The sequence below is a fragment of the Streptomyces fractus genome (assembly GCF_049844455.1).
GTDB classification, from domain to species: domain Bacteria; phylum Actinomycetota; class Actinomycetes; order Streptomycetales; family Streptomycetaceae; genus Streptomyces; species Streptomyces fractus.
Genome location: NZ_JBMYHI010000002.1, coordinates 7,634,882 through 7,650,644, shown reverse-complemented (window position 1 = coordinate 7,650,644; position 15,763 = coordinate 7,634,882). Strand labels below are relative to the sequence as shown.

The window sequence follows — 15,763 nt, the reverse complement described above, 5'->3', positions numbered from 1 at the left end:
ACGCCCCGCTCGCGTCCACGGAGCAGTACGCTCTAGCCGGTTACCCGCGGGCACATTCCTCAGGCATGCGGCCGCCCGCAGATTCCGTCGCTCGCGGCCCTGGTGAAAAACGCCGACAAGAACAGGCCGACCGCTCGACCGAAAGACATCGAGGTCACGTGCGGCTACCCCACCGAAAGTGGGGAGGATGCCCACAAAACACCGTGGGAATCGCGCCCGAATAGCACCTTGCGAAATCCGGAGGGCGTGCTAGCGGAAACACTCCGTGAACACGCATCGTATAAACTCCGCTGGCGAGACAGAGAGTTGGCGCCCGCGGCCCGGGCACAGACCAGGCCCCCGCCCTCTCCGCCCCGTGTACCCCTGTGCACCCGCAGCAGACAGTGCCGTCCGCTCGTCCCGCACCGCCCTCGCATCACATGCCTGTCGAATGAGAGGCGATCCACCATGCCGCTGCACGTCCCACCGGCTCCCGCGCCCGCCCTGCGCAGCGTCCTCACGGCCCTCGGTTCCCCCACCGCCGTCCGCGAGGCCCGCACCCCGTCCCTGCGCGCCGCACAGGGACCCGCCACTCCCGAACTCCCGCTGCCTCTCCATGTGTTGGACCACATCACCGAGTCCACCGGGCCATCCAGGGCCCGCCTGACCGGCTGGCGGTTCATGATCCGCTGCGGGGAGCGCGCGGTGGCGGCGGCCGACACCATGCTCACTCCGGACGGCTGGGCCTTCTCGCACTTCTTCGAGGGCCCCTACATCAGGTCGACCGAACGGGCCCTGCGGCAGGCGGAGTCGCTGCCCCAGGCCTATCAGCCGCGGCTGCTCTCGGTGCCCGAGCTCTACATGCTCACGCTGTGGCTGCACGGCGAGCGCACCGCCGACCCGGCGAGCGGCCAGCCCGCGGCCGACGACATCCTCGTCCCGCTGGCACCCGCCCCGCCGGGCATCGCCCCGCACCGCCCGCACCGGGTGGCCGAGCTTCTGCCGGTCCTCACCCACCGCCTGACACCGGCCCCGGCTCCGGCCCCCGCCGGCCTGCTCGCCTGACCGACCGGGGCCCGCCGACGGCCCCGGTCACCCGTGCCCGTGCCCCGCGCCGTCCGCCGTCCGGTCGCGGGGCACAGCCGTGCCCGAGCGGACTAGCCCGTACCGACCACTCCTAACCACCCGAAGGGAGAGTCGAGTTGGACTGAACCGTCCGCACGGGTGATGCGTCTCCAACCCAGAAGGACCGCTGCAAGGAAATCCCTGCGGATTGACGCCCACAGGGCAACACTGGGTTCCAGAACTCACGAAAACGGGGGGCGGCCATGAACAAGCCTTCAAGCCGCGGCACGACAGGCACCACCAGCACCGCCCGTACAGCGAACACAGCAAGCACAGCCCACGTCATCGAGATCACTTCGCAGCGAAAGATCCCATCCATGTGCCAGCACCAGCCAGCCTGCCCGACAGCGGAATCCGAGGACAGGGAAGCCGCACTCCCTGTGGCTCACCACCCCGAGCAGGGATGGAGCCTCCTGTGCAACGGGGTCCTGCTCTTCGAGGACACCGGCGAGCTGCTGCCCAACGGAAAGATCATCGCCCCGCACCGCCCACTGGGCCGGGTCGTGACGGCGGCGTAGGGATCGACTGAGCAGGACTGCGCGACCGGCGGCCGCGCAGTCCCGAGTGGATCAGCCCTCGTAGGCGTCGAGCGGCGGGCAGGAACACACCAGGTTCCGGTCGCCGAACGCCTGGTCGATACGCCGCACCGGCGGCCAGTACTTCTCCGAAGCGACCACTCCGGCCGGGAAGACACCTTCTTCCCGGCTGTACGCGTGCGCCCAGTCGCCGCCGAGCATCCCGGCCGTGTGCGGAGCGTTCCGCAGCGGGTTGTCGTCGGCCGCCCACTCGCCGGAGGCGACCCGCTCGATCTCGCCGCGAATCGCGATCATCGCGTCGCAGAACCGGTCGAGCTCCTCGATGTCCTCGCTCTCGGTGGGCTCGATCATGAACGTCCCGGCGACCGGGAACGACATGGTCGGCGCGTGGAACCCGTAGTCGATGAGCCGCTTGGCGACATCGTCGATGCTCACGCCCGTCGCCTTGCTGAGCGGCCGCAGATCGATGATGCACTCGTGCGCGACGAGCCCGCCCGGACCGTTGTAGAGCACCGGGAAGTGCGGCTCGAGCCGCTTGGCGATGTAGTTCGCGGAGAGCACGGCCACCTGCGTGGCCCGCTTCAGCCCCTCGCCGCCCATGAGCCGCACATACGCCCAGGAGATCGGCAGGATCCCGGCGGAACCCCACGGGGCGGCGGAGATCGGACCGACACCCGTCTCGGGGCCCGCGGCCGGCTGGAGCGGGTGGTTCGGCAGGTACGGGGCGAGGTGCTCGCGCACACCCACCGGGCCGACGCCGGGACCGCCGCCGCCGTGCGGGATGCAGAACGTCTTGTGCAGGTTCAGGTGCGAGACGTCGCCGCCGAAGTGCCCCGGCTTGGCAAGCCCCACAAGGGCGTTGAGGTTGGCGCCGTCGACGTAGACCTGACCGCCCGCGTCGTGCACGGCGGCGCAGATGTCGGCGACGTGCTCCTCGAAGACGCCGTGCGTCGACGGGTACGTGATCATGAGGACGGCGAGCTGCTCGGCGTGCTGCTCGATCTTGGCGCGCAGGTCCTCGATGTCGACCTCGCCGTCATCGGCGGTCTTCACGACGACGACCTTCATGCCGGCCATCACGGCGCTCGCGGCGTTCGTGCCGTGCGCGGAGGACGGGATGAGGCAGACGGTGCGCTGCTCGTCGCCGTTCGCCCGGTGGTAGCCGCGGACGGCGAGGAGACCGGCGAGCTCGCCCTGCGAACCGGCGTTCGGCTGCAGCGACACCTTGTCGTAGCCGGTGACCTCGGCGAGCCGCTCCTCCAGCTCACGGATCAGCGTCAGGTAACCCTGCGCCTGCTCGGCGGGGGCGAAGGGGTGCAGCTGGCCGAACTCGGGCCAGGTGACCGGCTCCATCTCCGTCGTCGCGTTGAGCTTCATCGTGCAGGAGCCCAGCGGGATCATGCCGCGGTCGAGCGCGTAGTCCTTGTCGGCCAGCGTGCGCAGGTAGCGCAGCATCGACGTCTCGGAGCGGTACTGGTGGAAGACGGGGTGCGTCAGGTAGTCGTCCTCGCGCAGCAGCCCGCCCGGCAGCGTGTCCTCGGCCTCGGCGTCCAGCGCCTCGATGTCCGCGTCGACACCGAACGCGCTCCACACGGCGCCCAGTTGGGCCCGCGTGGTGGTCTCGTCGCAGGCGATGGAGACGTGATCGGCGTCCACGAGGCGCAGGTTGACGCCGCCCTCGCGCGCGGCCGAGACGGCCTCGGCGGCCTTGCCCGGCACGCGCACGGTGAGGGTGTCGAAGTACGCGCCGTGCACGACCTCGACGCCGCCCGCCGTGAGCCCCGCGGCGAGCAGGGTGGCGTACCGGTGGGTGCGCCGCGCGATGGACTTGAGGCCCTCGGGCCCGTGGTAGACGGCGTACATGCCGGCCATGACGGCGAGCAGCACCTGCGCGGTGCAGATGTTGCTGGTCGCCTTCTCGCGGCGGATGTGCTGCTCGCGGGTCTGCAGGGCGAGGCGGTACGCCTTGTTGCCGTCGGCGTCGACGGAGACACCCACCAGGCGGCCGGGCAGCGAGCGCGCGAACTTCTCGCGCACGGCCATGTATCCGGCGTGCGGGCCGCCGAAGCCCATCGGGACACCGAAGCGCTGCGTCGTACCGACGGCGATGTCCGCGCCCAGCTCGCCGGGCGAGGTGAGCAGCGTCAGAGCAAGAAGATCAGCGGCAACGGTCACGATGGCGCCCAGCTCGTGCGCCTGGTCGATCACGGGCTTGATGTCCCGCACGACGCCGGAGGCGCCCGGGTACTGCACGAGCACGCCCACGACGCCGCGCTCGGCGACCTCGGCGGGGATGCCCTCGCTCAGGTCGGCGACGACGATCTCGACGCCGGTCGGCTCGGCGCGCGTCTGAATGACGGCGATGGTCTGCGGCAGGGCGTCGGCGTCGACGACGTAGACACCGTTCTTGACCTTGCCGACGCGGCGCGAGAGGGCCATCGCCTCGGCGGCGGCCGTGCCCTCGTCGAGCAGCGAGGAGCCCGAGGTGGGCAGGCCGGTCAGCTCGGCGACCATGGTCTGGAAGTTGAGCAGCGCCTCGAGGCGGCCCTGCGAGATCTCCGGCTGGTAGGGCGTGTACGCCGTGTACCAGGACGGGTTCTCCATGACATTGCGCAGGATGACGGGCGGCGTGAACGTCCCGTAGTAGCCGAGGCCGATCATCGAACCGAGAACGTCATTGCGCTCGGCGAGCGACTTCAGCTCGGCCAGCACCTCGGCCTCGCTGCGGGCGGCCGGAAGGTCGAGCGCCTCGGCGCTCTTGATCACATCGGGCACCGCGGCCGCGGTCAGCTCGTCCAGCGAGCCGTAGCCGACCTGCGCGAGCATCTTGGCCTGAGCGGCCTCATCGGGGCCGATGTGGCGCTGCTCGAAGGGGATCCCTCGCTCCAGCTGGGAGAGCGGAATACGGTTGGCGGTCATTGCGGAGGCCTCCTGGTCATTGCGACCTACGAGGGGCACCATGGCGCGGGTACCCGGACGGCCTCCCCCTCTGTCATCTCAACCTGAGAGCTTCACCGGCCCACCCCGCGAGAACACGGAACGCACCGGCTTGCACCGTCGGTGAGAGCGGAAACCGTGCACCCCGCCCTGCTTTCCAGAGTGACCTCGTCCGTGCGGTACAGGGGCCTGAGAGATTCCGGGGAGGATTTGCTCCTTCGGCGCCCCCGACTACCGTCGGAAGACTCTCCCGCACGGGGTCAGCAGCCGTCTGCCAGCCTACCAGCGGCTACTTGACCGGAGCCCCCGAGTGGCCGCCTTACGCAATGTGCTCTTTCGTAGTGCTTACAGACGAGTTGCGATCATCGCGATCAGTTGGAGGGCCCGTGCAGACCGATGTCGATCCGCGCAATCTGATCGGCCGCAAGGCCTTCGACCGCGACGGGGCCAAGATCGGCACCATCGACGAGGTGTACCTGGACGACGCCACGGGCGTGCCGGAATGGGCCGCGATACGAACCGGCCTGTTCAGCCGCGACGCGTTCGTCCCGCTCGAGCCCAGCGACTTCACGGACGGCACGCTGCACGTGCCCTTCGAACGCTCCCTGATCAAGGACGCCCCCGACTTCGGCGTGGGCCGCCATCTCTCCCCGGAGCAGGAGCTCCAGCTCTACCACCACTACGGTCTGGACATCACGGCTCCTCAGTCGCCCGACGTCACGTTCGGCAAGGTCGCGGGCGCGGAGGACGACCCGACCTGATCGCGGCCCCCGCCGACGGCTCCCCCACCTTCGACGGCTCTTTCCACCAGCGGCAGCGGATCCGCCGACTCCAGCTCGGGATCGTCGACCCGGAAGGTCCGCACCCGCCCCGGCACCACCGCATACGGCGTCTCGAACCGCACGGTCACCCGCCCGAGCCCGCTCCCCTGCACCCACCCCGGCCCGAACTCGGCATGCCGCACATCGTGCCCGGCCAGCCATCTCCGCTCGACGGGCTCGGCGGCCTCCACCGGCTCGACCGCGGCCGCCTCTCCCTCCGGCTCCTCGGCCGCGGCCTCCGCGGCCGCCTCCTCCGCGGCGGCGAACTGCGCGAACAGATCCTCCTGCGTGAAGTCGGCGAGCCCACTGACACCGACCCCCAGCAACCGCACGCCCCCGGTCGTGTCCACGCTCTCCAGCAACCGCGCCGCGGCCTCCCGCACCACCCCGGGATCGTCCGTCGGCCCCCGCAGCGTCTCGGAGCGCGTCAGCGTCGAGAAGTCGTAGCGCCGCACCTTGAGCACCACGGTCCGCCCCGACCGCTCGGCCGCTCTCAGCCGCTCCACGCACCGGCCGGCGAGCCTGCGCACCTCCATCCGGACCCGCACCCGGTCATGGATGTCCACGTCGTACGTGTCCTCGACCGATACGGACTTGGAGTCCCGCTCGGCGACGACGGGCCGCTCGTCGCGGGCGAGCGCCATCTCGTACAGGTGGCTGCCGTGCGCCTTGCCGAGGAGACGCACCAGCTCGTCCTCACCGGCCCCCGCGATCTCCTCCACGGTCTGGATCCCGGCCCGCCGCAGATGGTCCGCCGTCGCGGGCCCGACGCCGGGCAGGATCCGCACGGACCGCGGCCCGAGCAGCGCGCGCTCGGTACCGGGGCGTATGAGCACGAGCCCGTCCGGCTTGGCCTCCTCCGAACCGATCTTCGCGAGCATCTTGGACGCGGCGAGCCCCACGGACCCGGTCAGCCCGGTCACGCGCCGGATGTCGGCCCGCAGCCGACGCCCCACGGCCTCCGCCGACGCGGCGTCCCAGGCCGCCTCACCGGCCTCGAGATCGACGAACGCCTCGTCCAGGCTCAGCGGCTCGACGAGCGGCGAAAGGGCGCCCAGGAGACCCATCACCTGCTCGCTGATCTCCCGGTAGAGCCGGAAACGCGGCACCAGATAGGCGGCGTGCGGCGCGAGCCTGCGCGCCTGCCCCATCGGCATCGCCGAGTGCACCCCGAACTTCCGCGCCTCGTACGACGCCGTGGCCACCACGCCGCGCGGACCCAGCCCGCCCACGACGACCGCTTTCCCGCGCAGGCTCGGCTTCGCCGCCTGCTCCGCAGAGGCGTAGAAGGCATCCATGTCGAGATGCAGGATCGTGGGCGCGGTTCTCACATCACCGATGCTGCCCTACGCCACTGACAACGGGGCCGTACGGACCTCACACGGCCCTGCCCCGCCGCCTCGCGAGCTCGTCCGTCGGGTTCGGCGGCACGATCGTCTCGCCGGTGTCCACACGCTCGCCGTGCAGCTGCGAGAGCGCGGCCTCCACGTCCCGCCAGACGACGCCCACGGCGATCCCGAAGACCCCCTGGCCGCCCTGGAGCAGGTCGTGCACCTCGTCCGGCGACGTGCACTCGTACACGGTCGCGCCGTCGCTCATCAGCGTCATCCGCTCCAGATCCCGGAAGCCGCTCTCGCGCAGGTGCTGCACGGCGGTCCGGATGTTCTGCAACGAGACGCCCGTGTCCAGGAAACGCTTGACGACCTTGAGGACGACCACGTCCCGGAAGCTGTAGAGCCGCTGTGTCCCCGATCCGTACGCGGAGCGCACGCTGGGTTCCACAAGGCCGGTTCTGGCCCAGTAGTCGAGCTGCCGGTAGGTGATGCCGGCCGCCGCACATGCCGTCGGCCCCCGGTATCCCAGCTGCTCGGAAGCGGCCGAGCCGCTCTCCCCCGCCACCACAGGCACGGCCTGCGGGCGCTGCGGAGTGTGATCGGCCGCGCTGCCGTCAAACAGGTACGGACCGCCCGTCGCCGTACCGTCGCCGCTGCTTCTCACGCCGACCTCCTCATTGACCTGCCTTGTCGACGGTAGGCAGTCACAGGGGGTGCGTCAACGAACGCCACACTAGGCACGCCGAGTGATAATCACCCTAAGAGTGGTTTCCCGTGACCCACCGCCGGGAAAGGCTAGCCGAATGTCCCGACGGCGCCGCCGCTCGACGGCCGGTCCGGCCGTCGTCCTGGAGGTCACTGACTGTTGGTGCCGAAGTCCTCGGGAGAGATCTGGTCGAGGAACTCGCGGAACTTCTCCACCTCGTCCTCCTGCTCGTCGGGGATCGCGATCCCCGCATCGTCCAGGACCCCGTCACTGCCGAAGATCGGCGTACCGGTGCGCAGCGCCAGGGCTATGGCGTCCGACGGGCGGGCACTGACCTCGACCCCGCTCGCGAACACCAGCTCCGCGTAGAAGACGCCTTCGCGCAGGTCCGTGATGCGCACTTCCGTGAGCTCCTGGCCGACCGCCTCAAGGACATCCTTGAAAAGGTCGTGCGTCAGCGGACGCGCGGGCGCCATGCCCTGCTGGGCGAAGGCGATCGCGGTCGCCTCCCCCGGTCCGATCCAGATGGGGAGGTACCGGTCGCCTCCCACTTCACGCAGGAGCACGATCGGTTGGTTGGAGGGCATTTCGACCCGGACACCTACGACGTCGAGCTCGTTCACACAGCAACCCTAGGACGTGCCCGGTCGGTTTGGGTAGTCGGGCATCCACCGAGGACCGGGCCATCGGTGCTCACCCGCGCCCGCGATCAGGGCAGACGCACCCCGAGCGCGGTCTGCACAAGTGCCGAGTGCAGCCTCACGGTGAGGCCCGCCAGCTCCTTGGCACGGGCCTCGGCATGCGCCCGCGTCTGCGGGTTGCGGTGCACCTTCAGCGGGGCCACCACCTGGTCCACCAGGCCGGCCTCCCGGTCCGCGGCCGCCCGCATGACCCGCAGGTGCCGCGGCCCGATCCCGAACCGGGCCAGCTCGCCGATGAGCTCGGCGACCAACACGGCGGAGGCGTCGTAGCCGCCGTCGGGCAGGGGTGTGAGGAGCCCGTACGACTCCCATTCGTCGAGCTCGTGCTCCTCGACGCCGACGGCGGCCAGCAATTCGTCCCGGCCGACCCGCGCGGCCGTCGGCACGTCGTCGCCGTCCTCCGCGTCGCCGGGGCGTCCCGGCGCGGGCACGGACAGCGTCTCGCCCGGCTCCAGGGCGTCGAGCTGCTCCTTGATGACCTTCAGCGGCAGGTAGTGGTCCCGCTGCATACGCAGCACATGGGCGAGCCGCTCGACATCGTCCGGGCTGAACTTCCGGTAGCCCGAAGGCGTCCGCCGGGGCTCGACGAGGCCTTCGGACTCAAGGAACCGGATCTTGGAGATGGTGACTTCGGGAAACTCTTCTCGGAGCACGTTCAGTACGGTGCCGATGCTCATCAGCCGACTGTCCGTGGTGGCGGTACCCCCTGGGGCACCGCCACTCGTCGTGTGCAGCATGGACCTTCCTGAAGGGTCGCGGACGGTTCAGATACCGCGCTGGCTCGCGTAGAACACCAGCCGGTACTTGCCGATCTGCACCTCGTCCCCGTTGTTCAGCGTCACCGAGTCGATGCGCTCACGGTTCACATACGTGCCGTTGAGGCTGCCGACGTCGGCGACGGTGAACGAGCCGTCCTGCAGGCGACGGAACTCCACGTGGCGACGCGACACGGTCACGTCGTCCAGGAAGATGTCGCTCTGCGGGTGGCGCCCCGCGGTGGTCAGCTCGCCGTCCAGGAGGAAGCGGCTGCCCGAGTTCGGACCGCGCCGCACCACCAGGAGCGCCGAGCCCAGCGGCAGCGCGTCGACCGCCGCCTGCGCCTCGGGCGAGAGGGCCGGAAGCTGCGTCTGACCCGTCGCCTCCGGGTCGTAGGACTCGAGGCCGGAGATGGAGATCGTGGACGTCGTCTCCGACGGCCCCTCCGGCGTCGCGCCGCCACGCAGCGGCGCACCGCAGTTGGAGCAGAACCGGCTGTTCTCCCCGTTCTGGTTTCCGCACCTCGTACACACCAGGGCCGACATGGACGGATCCTCCTGCCGCGGCTGCCCCGCGGGGGCGTGGGACGCGTACGGGTCGGGGGTAAACCCTCCACCCGTACTTGAGGTTGACGGTTCTCCGAAACCTATGCGGCCGGAACCGGCAGGGTCAACAGACGACGCGCCCTGTCCGCCCGAATTGTCTCCGGCGACCTGGTCCCGGAACAGCGGGCGCTCACCCACCTGCGTCTCCGGCACGTCTCCCTGCCGCGGCGCGCGATGACGGGCGTCCTCACGCGCGCTCTTGCCGAACAACTTCGCAAACAACTTCACGGGCGATTCCCCTTGACCGAAACAGACCCGCCCGTGGGGCAGGACGAACCCTGACTGCACACATCGGCGTACATCGCGTACATGATTGACACGGACACCCTCACAACGTCCGTATCCGCCAAACAGTTTCCACCACGCACACCACCCTTGCTGCGGCGACCCCCCGCAACGTCATGCCCTCGCACGGTATCCACCATGCACCCCCGGCTTCACTCCGAGGACGACCGAGCGTAATCAGGCCGTTGCGCCGATCGCAAGGCATCCACGACGATCTTGCCGGAGCGGCTCACGGCCACCGTGGCCTGCTCCTTCTCGAGCGTCTGCACCACACCCCCGGGGATGTTCAGGGCCGGCTCCAGGTCCTGCGGCTTGCCGATGACCTTGAACCGGTAGGGACGGCTGATCCGGTGCCCGTCCACGCTGATCCCCTTCCCGCCACTGCCGTCCGTCAGATACGTGTTGGCCACGACACGGACATCGTTCACCTGGATCGCCTCCGCGCCGGCGGCGCGCAGCTCCTGGATGGCGTCGAGCAGCATGTCCGCCTCCACGGCCCCCTTCGTGTCGGTGACGGTCATGGTGATCCCGGGCCCCTGCGCGGCCGTCGTGCCCGCCAGGATGCCGAGCTGCTTCTGCTTCTCGGCCGTCTGCTTGCGGGCCTCGTCGGCCTGGTCCGAACTGCTCTCCAGCTCGGTGCGCTGGTCCACGAGACCTTGCTTCTCATCCTCAAGACGCTGAGTTCGATCATCCAGTTCATCGAGGATGCGAACGAGATCTTCCTGACGCGCACCGCGCAGGGCGCTGTTGTCGCTGGTGGACCGCACCTGGATGGCGAGCCCGAGCCCCAGGACGAACAGCAGCACAGCCATGATGAGTTGGGCACGCGACGCGCGTGGCGGCCACAGACCCTTCACGAGCCGCTGCCGCCCGGTCAGTTCGGGCTCGACGACGTCCGGGCCGACCGGCTCCGCCTCGGGCGCCTCGGACTCAGCCGGACCCGACTCCGACTCCTCCGGCTCCTGCCCCACCTCCGGCGTACGGCTCTCCGGCGGCACCTCGGCAGGCAGTTCGGCAGGAAGCTCCCTGCGCAACTGCTCGGTCTCGCCGTCCGGTTGCCCGCTCCGCACGTTCTCGCGGCTCTCGGCGTTCTCTTCGTTCTCGTTCTTACTCATCGGCCTCACGCCCTGAACACATGCCGCCGGATCGCGGCCGCGTTGGAGAAGATGCGGATGCCGAGCACCACGACGACACCGGTCGACAGCTGCGCGCCGACGCCCAACTTGTCGCCCAGGAAGACGATCAGCGCGGCCACGACGACGTTCGACAGGAACGAGACGACGAACACCTTGTCGTCGAAGATCCCGTCCAACATGGCGCGCAGCGCCCCGAACACCGCGTCCAGCGCCGCGACGACGGCGATGGGGAGGTAAGGCTCGACGACCGCCGGAACCTCGGGCCGGACGAAAAGACCGACCACGACTCCCACGACGAGGCCCAGTACGGCGATCACGATGTGCCCTTCTGCTCTGCTCTCGGCTGTGCTGTACGTACGATCACGCTGGGGGCGGCAGGAAGCTTGATGTCGTCCTGGGCCGAAATACTGGTCCTGACCCCGAAGTTCTCCTGCAGCGCGTGCAGGTAGAGACCGTCGGCGCTGTTCTGGAACCGCGTGCTCAGCCGCTGCCCGTCCCCCACCGCGAGCACCGTGTACGGCGGCACCAGCGGCTTGTTGTCGACCAGTATCGCGTCACCCGCGGCCCTGATCGCGGACAGCGAGGTGAGGCGCTGCCCATTGATACTGATGGCCTCGGCGCCGGACTGCCAGAGACCGTTCATGACGCGCTGCATGTCCCGGTCACGTACGCGGCCGGTGTCGGAGAAACCGTTGCTCTCGCGCGGACCGCTCCCGTCGCCCGTGGTGGCCGACTTGGCGTCGTCGACGACGAGCTTCACACCGGGGCCGTGCACGGCGACGGCGCCGGAGAGCACCCCCGCCAACTCCCCCTGCTCGCCACCGTGCTTCTTCAACGCCTCGCGCTGCATCTCGCCCACACGCCCGCGCAGCGAGTCGACCTGTCCCTCCAGCTTGTCCGCGGACTCGGTCTCCCGGTCGATGCGGTTGATGAGCTCCTCGCGCTCCTTGGCCACCACCGGCGCGGCGACGCGGGCCTGCGCGGCGCCCACCGTCACCACGAGCGCGGCGAGCACGAGTCCCGCCGCGAGCCCCAGCTTCGCCCGCAGCGTCTTCGGCAGACCGCTCTGGCCCAGCGCCTCTTTGCGCGCGGTGGCCTCCGCGTACCCGTCGTCCAGGCTGTGATCCATGACGTTGGTCAGCAGCGACATGGAGGCGTCGGGGCGCGCGGGGCGCTCTGGGGTGCTCCGTTTGGGGGGCTGCTGCGGCATGCCGCACATCGTCGCACGTCGCGGCCCCTACCACGCAACGACCCCACTGTCCCGCTGCTCGACGCCCGAAATAGGCGTCGAGCAGCGGATATCCGGGTCAGCGGCCGGCGCTGTCCACAACGGCCGACCATTCGTCGAGCAGCTGCTGCGCGGAGGCGTCGTCCGGTCCTTCGGCCCACAGATGGGTGACGGCCTCGGCCGGGTCGGGCAGCACCATCACCCAGCGCCCGTCGGCCTCCACGACCCGCACTCCGTCGGTCGTGTCCACGGACCGCTCGCCCGCCTCCTCAACGACGCGGCGCATGACGAGCCCCTTGACGGCCCACGGCGTCGCCAGATCCCGCTTGAGCACGTGCGCCCGCGGAATCCGCGCGTCGATCTGGCTGAGGGTCAGCTGCGTACGGGCGACGAGCCCGATGAGCCGCACAAAGGCCGCGGCACCGTCGAACACACTGCTGAACTCGGGAATGATGAACCCGGCGCGCCCGTCCCCACCGAAGATCGCCCCGTCCTCACGCCCCACGCGCGTCAGGTCGTCGGGCGACGTCGTCGTCCACTCGACCTGCGTCCCGTGATAAGCGGCGACCTGCTCGCCGATACGGGTCGTGGTCACTGGCAGCGCGACCCGCCCGCTCCTGCGCTCCGCCGCGACAAGATCGAGCATCACGAGCAACGCCCGGTCGTCCTCGACGATCCGCCCCTTCTCATCGACCAGCGAAAGCCGCTCACCGACGGGGTCGAACCGCACCCCGAAGGCGGCCCGCGCCGACGCCACGATCTCCCCCAGCCGTACGAGCCCGGACCTGCGGGCGTCCGCCGTCTCCGTGGGCCGCGACTCGTCGAGCCCGGGATTGATCGTCAGGGAGTCGACACCGAGTCGCCCGAGAAGGCTGGGCAGCACGAGCCCGGCGCTCCCGTTCGACGCGTCGACGACGACCTTCAGCCCGGCCTCCGCGACCCCCGTCGTATCGACGTTGCGCAGCAACGACCCCGTGTACGAGTCGAAGACGCTCGACGGGAAGTGCAGGTCGCCGATCTCCCCGGGGAACGCCCTGCGGTACTCCTGCCGCGCGTACACCCGGTCCAGCTTGCGCTGACTGCCCTGCGAAAGATCCGCCCCGCGCTCGTCGAAGAACATGATGTCGACGGAGTCCGGCACCCCGGGCGTCGTACGGATCATGATCCCGCCGGCACTGCCCCGCGCCGTCTGCTGCCGCGCCACGGGCAGCGGCACGTTCTCCAGATCCCGTACGTCGATGGCGCTGGCCTGGAGCGCGGAGATGACGGCCCGCTTGAGCGCACGCGCACCACGGGAGTGGTCGCGCGCGGTCGTGACGGTCGACCCCTTCTTGAGCGTCGTCGCGTACGCCCCCGCGAGCCGTACGGCCAGCTCCGGCGTGATCTCGACGTTCAGGATCCCGGAGACGCCCCTCGCCCCGAACAGATGGGCCTGCCCACGCGACTCCCAGATGACCGACGTATTGACGAAGGCACCGGCCTCCACGGTCTTGAACGGGTAGACCCGCACATTGCCCTGGACGATCGATTCTTCGCCGACGAGGCACTCGTCGCCGATGACGGCGCCGTCCTCGATCCGCGCGGCCCGCATGATGTCGGTGTTCTTTCCGACCACACAGCCCCGCAGATTGCAGTGCCGCCCGATATAGACGTTGTCGTGCACGACGGCCTTGTGCAGGAACGCCCCGCTCTTCACGACGACGTTCGAACCGACGACCGTGTGCTTCCGGATCTCCACATCCGCTTCGACCTTGGCGTAGTCGCCGATGTAGAGCGGTCCGCGCAGCACGGCGTCCGGGTGCACCTCGGCACCTTCGGCGACCCACACACCGGGCGAGATCTCGAACCCGTCGAGTTCGACGTCGACCTTTCCTTCGAGGACGTCGGCCTGGGCCTTCACATAGCTCTCGTGTGTCCCGACGTCCTCCCAGTACCCCTCGGCCACATAGCCGTAGATGGGCTTGCCTTCCTTCATCAACTGCGGGAAGACATCTCCGGACCAGTCCACCGGAACATCGGCCTCGACGTAGTCGAAGACTTCGGGCTCCATCACATAGATGCCCGTGTTCACCGTGTCCGAGAAGACCTGCCCCCAGGTCGGCTTCTCGAGGAAGCGCTCGACCTTCCCCTCCTCGTCGACGATGGTGATACCGAATTCCAGCGGATTGGGCACACGCGTCAGACAGACGGTGACGAGCGCGCCCTTCTCCTTGTGGAATTCGATGAGCTCGGTGAGGTCGAAATCGGTGAGGGCGTCACCCGAGATGACAAGAAAGGAGTCGTCCTTCAGCGCTTCCTCAGCGTTCTTCACGCTGCCGGCAGTGCCGAGTGGCTTCTCCTCGTTGGCATAGGTGAGCTCCATTCCCAGCTCTTCGCCATCCCCGAAGTAGTTCTTGACGAGTGAAGCCAAGAACTGCACGGTGACCACGGTCTCGCTGAGCCCATGCCGCTTGAGCAGCCTGAGCACATGCTCCATGATCGGCCGATTGGCCACAGGCAGGAGCGGCTTGGGCATGCTCGAGGTCATGGGGCGAAGGCGTGTGCCTTCGCCTCCGGCCATCACGACGGCCTTCATGTCGGAAGCGTCCTCCTTGAAGAGACGACGGTCTAGCCGACTTCGCCCGCCCGGAATGACCCGCACTTGTCACGGCGGGCCATCTGGCCTCTGCCAACACGCAATGGCGAGCTCAATCGGCCATGGAGTCCGCCCGGACAAGCCGGCGGACTTGAACCACGTAGAGGATCCCTGCCCACCAGTACAGCGTCGTACCCCATCCGGCGAACGCCCATCCGAAAATAGCAGCGAGTTCGTGGATCCAGCCCGTTCCGTCACTGAGAAGCAGCAAGGGGAACGCGTACATCAGGTTGAAGGTCGCTGCCTTCCCGAGGAAGTTCACCTGGGGCGGCGGATAGCCGTGGCGCCGGAGGATCCCCACCATCACCAGAAGAAGCAGCTCCCGCGCCAAAAGTACGGAGGTCAACCAAATGGGCAGAATGTCACGCCAGGTCAAACCCACCAACGTGGACAAAATGTAGAGCCGGTCAGCGGCCGGGTCGAGCAGCCGGCCGAGGCTGCTGATTCTGATTCCAGCGCCTCGCGAGCTTCCCGTCGAGATAGTCACTGACGCCGCTGAGAGCCAGCACGAGCAGCGCCCAGCCATCACTCTTGGGGCCCCCGAACTCAGGGCGCAGGATGAGCCACAGGAAGAGGGGCACGCCGACGAGACGCGCCATGCTGAGGATGTTCGGGATGGTGAGGACCCTGTCCGTCTGAACACGGGTCTCCTGGACCTCCACCCGGGGGCCTCCTGTGGGGAACGAACCAACGATACCCCCCGACTTTACCCTCAGTGTCGACCAGCGAGAGCTACCGGGGGTCGCCGTAACGCTCGGTTACGGCCCTTGAACACAGAAAAGCCCGGACCGTATCCCGGCCCGGGCTTTTCTATAAAATTAGTTCGGCGGCGTCCTACTCTCCCACAGGGTCCCCCCTGCAGTACCATCGGCGCTGTGAGGCTTAGCTTCCGGGTTCGGAATGTAACCGGGCGTTTCCCTCACGCTATGACCACCGAAACACTATGAAACTATCAACCGGAGCCGTGGCACATGGCTAC

At 68.9% G+C, this 15,763-nt stretch carries 13 protein-coding genes, 1 rRNA gene, 1 pseudogene and 1 riboswitch; of the genes and pseudogenes, 3 read left to right on the top strand and 12 right to left on the bottom strand.

From position 1 onward, the window contains the following. The first annotated feature begins 447 nt into the window (after nucleotides 1–447). Together ACP4E5_RS36675 and ACP4E5_RS36670 are read left to right on the top strand one after the other, a co-directional pair. The gene (locus ACP4E5_RS36675) at nucleotides 448–1,044 is read left to right on the top strand and encodes a hypothetical protein (RefSeq protein ID WP_425836446.1); all 597 of its coding nucleotides are present in this window, start codon (nucleotides 448–450) and stop codon (nucleotides 1,042–1,044) included. 377 nt (nucleotides 1,045–1,421) lie between these two features. Next, nucleotides 1,422–1,622 (top strand): DUF5999 family protein, encoded by a 201-nt coding sequence (locus tag ACP4E5_RS36670; protein ID WP_425836443.1) that lies wholly within the window; start codon nucleotides 1,422–1,424, stop codon nucleotides 1,620–1,622. Between the two features lie 51 nt (nucleotides 1,623–1,673). On the opposite strand, the gene gcvP is transcribed toward ACP4E5_RS36670, so the two are convergent. Then, complete coding sequence (gene gcvP, locus ACP4E5_RS36665; protein ID WP_425836441.1) at nucleotides 1,674–4,559, bottom strand: aminomethyl-transferring glycine dehydrogenase; 2,886 nt, start codon at nucleotides 4,557–4,559, stop codon at nucleotides 1,674–1,676. Between the two features lie 185 nt (nucleotides 4,560–4,744). Then, a riboswitch (glycine riboswitch) is annotated at nucleotides 4,745–4,840 on the bottom strand. 123 nt (nucleotides 4,841–4,963) lie between these two features. Here gcvP and ACP4E5_RS36660 point away from each other — a divergent pair. Further along, the gene (locus ACP4E5_RS36660; RefSeq protein WP_425836438.1) at nucleotides 4,964–5,338 is read left to right on the top strand and encodes a PRC-barrel domain-containing protein; all 375 of its coding nucleotides are present in this window, start codon (nucleotides 4,964–4,966) and stop codon (nucleotides 5,336–5,338) included. Here the strand turns inward: ACP4E5_RS36660 and ACP4E5_RS36655 are convergent. The 11 genes and pseudogenes from ACP4E5_RS36655 to rrf form a co-directional block, all read right to left on the bottom strand. Next, entirely contained in the window at nucleotides 5,281–6,729 is a 1,449-nt protein-coding gene (locus ACP4E5_RS36655) for a DNA polymerase IV (RefSeq protein WP_425836435.1), read from the bottom strand. The two genes, ACP4E5_RS36660 and ACP4E5_RS36655, sit on opposite strands and share 58 nt — an antisense overlap. Nucleotides 6,730–6,775: 46 nt before the next feature. After that, nucleotides 6,776–7,396 carry a MerR family transcriptional regulator gene (locus tag ACP4E5_RS36650; RefSeq protein WP_425836432.1) on the bottom strand — a complete coding sequence of 207 codons (621 nt, stop codon included), beginning with the start codon at nucleotides 7,394–7,396 and terminating at the stop codon, nucleotides 6,776–6,778. Nucleotides 7,397–7,587: 191 nt separating this feature from the next. Further along, nucleotides 7,588–8,061 (bottom strand): bifunctional nuclease family protein, encoded by a 474-nt coding sequence (locus ACP4E5_RS36645; protein ID WP_005475662.1) that lies wholly within the window; start codon nucleotides 8,059–8,061, stop codon nucleotides 7,588–7,590. Nucleotides 8,062–8,147: 86 nt separating this feature from the next. Beyond that, nucleotides 8,148–8,876, bottom strand: a complete 729-nt coding sequence (gene ftsR / locus ACP4E5_RS36640; RefSeq protein ID WP_425836428.1) for a transcriptional regulator FtsR — start codon at nucleotides 8,874–8,876, stop codon at nucleotides 8,148–8,150. 27 nt (nucleotides 8,877–8,903) lie between these two features. After that, nucleotides 8,904–9,854 (bottom strand): FHA domain-containing protein, encoded by a 951-nt coding sequence (locus tag ACP4E5_RS36635; RefSeq protein ID WP_425841945.1) that lies wholly within the window; start codon nucleotides 9,852–9,854, stop codon nucleotides 8,904–8,906. Nucleotides 9,855–9,937: 83 nt separating this feature from the next. Then, nucleotides 9,938–10,900 (bottom strand): DUF881 domain-containing protein, encoded by a 963-nt coding sequence (locus tag ACP4E5_RS36630; protein ID WP_425836425.1) that lies wholly within the window; start codon nucleotides 10,898–10,900, stop codon nucleotides 9,938–9,940. 5 nt (nucleotides 10,901–10,905) lie between these two features. Then, on the bottom strand, nucleotides 10,906–11,238 hold the full coding sequence (locus ACP4E5_RS36625) for a small basic family protein (RefSeq protein ID WP_266722032.1): 333 nt from the start codon (nucleotides 11,236–11,238) through the stop codon (nucleotides 10,906–10,908). After that, entirely contained in the window at nucleotides 11,235–12,140 is a 906-nt protein-coding gene (locus ACP4E5_RS36620) for a DUF881 domain-containing protein (RefSeq protein ID WP_425836422.1), read from the bottom strand. The genes ACP4E5_RS36625 and ACP4E5_RS36620 overlap by 4 nt, the downstream gene beginning before the upstream one ends. A gap of 88 nt (nucleotides 12,141–12,228) precedes the next feature. Further along, on the bottom strand, nucleotides 12,229–14,724 hold the full coding sequence (locus tag ACP4E5_RS36615) for a sugar phosphate nucleotidyltransferase (RefSeq protein WP_425836419.1): 2,496 nt from the start codon (nucleotides 14,722–14,724) through the stop codon (nucleotides 12,229–12,231). 112 nt (nucleotides 14,725–14,836) lie between these two features. Then, nucleotides 14,837–15,446 (bottom strand): annotated as a pseudogene (gene clsA, locus ACP4E5_RS36610) (cardiolipin synthase ClsA). Between the two features lie 159 nt (nucleotides 15,447–15,605). After that, nucleotides 15,606–15,722 (bottom strand): 5S ribosomal RNA (rrf, locus tag ACP4E5_RS36605). Nucleotides 15,723–15,763 lie beyond the last annotated feature (41 nt).

Coding starts and splice junctions, on each gene's coding strand:
- ACP4E5_RS36675 (WP_425836446.1), top strand. CDS start 448: ATGCCGCTGCACGTCCCACCGGCTCCCGCGCCCGCCCTGCGCAGCGTC.
- ACP4E5_RS36670 (WP_425836443.1), top strand. CDS start 1,422: ATGTGCCAGCACCAGCCAGCCTGCCCGACAGCGGAATCCGAGGACAGG.
- gcvP (WP_425836441.1), bottom strand. CDS start 4,559: ATGACCGCCAACCGTATTCCGCTCTCCCAGCTGGAGCGAGGGATCCCC.
- ftsR (WP_425836428.1), bottom strand. CDS start 8,876: ATGCTGCACACGACGAGTGGCGGTGCCCCAGGGGGTACCGCCACCACG.
- ACP4E5_RS36630 (WP_425836425.1), bottom strand. CDS start 10,900: ATGAGTAAGAACGAGAACGAAGAGAACGCCGAGAGCCGCGAGAACGTG.
- ACP4E5_RS36620 (WP_425836422.1), bottom strand. CDS start 12,140: ATGTGCGGCATGCCGCAGCAGCCCCCCAAACGGAGCACCCCAGAGCGC.
- ACP4E5_RS36615 (WP_425836419.1), bottom strand. CDS start 14,724: ATGAAGGCCGTCGTGATGGCCGGAGGCGAAGGCACACGCCTTCGCCCC.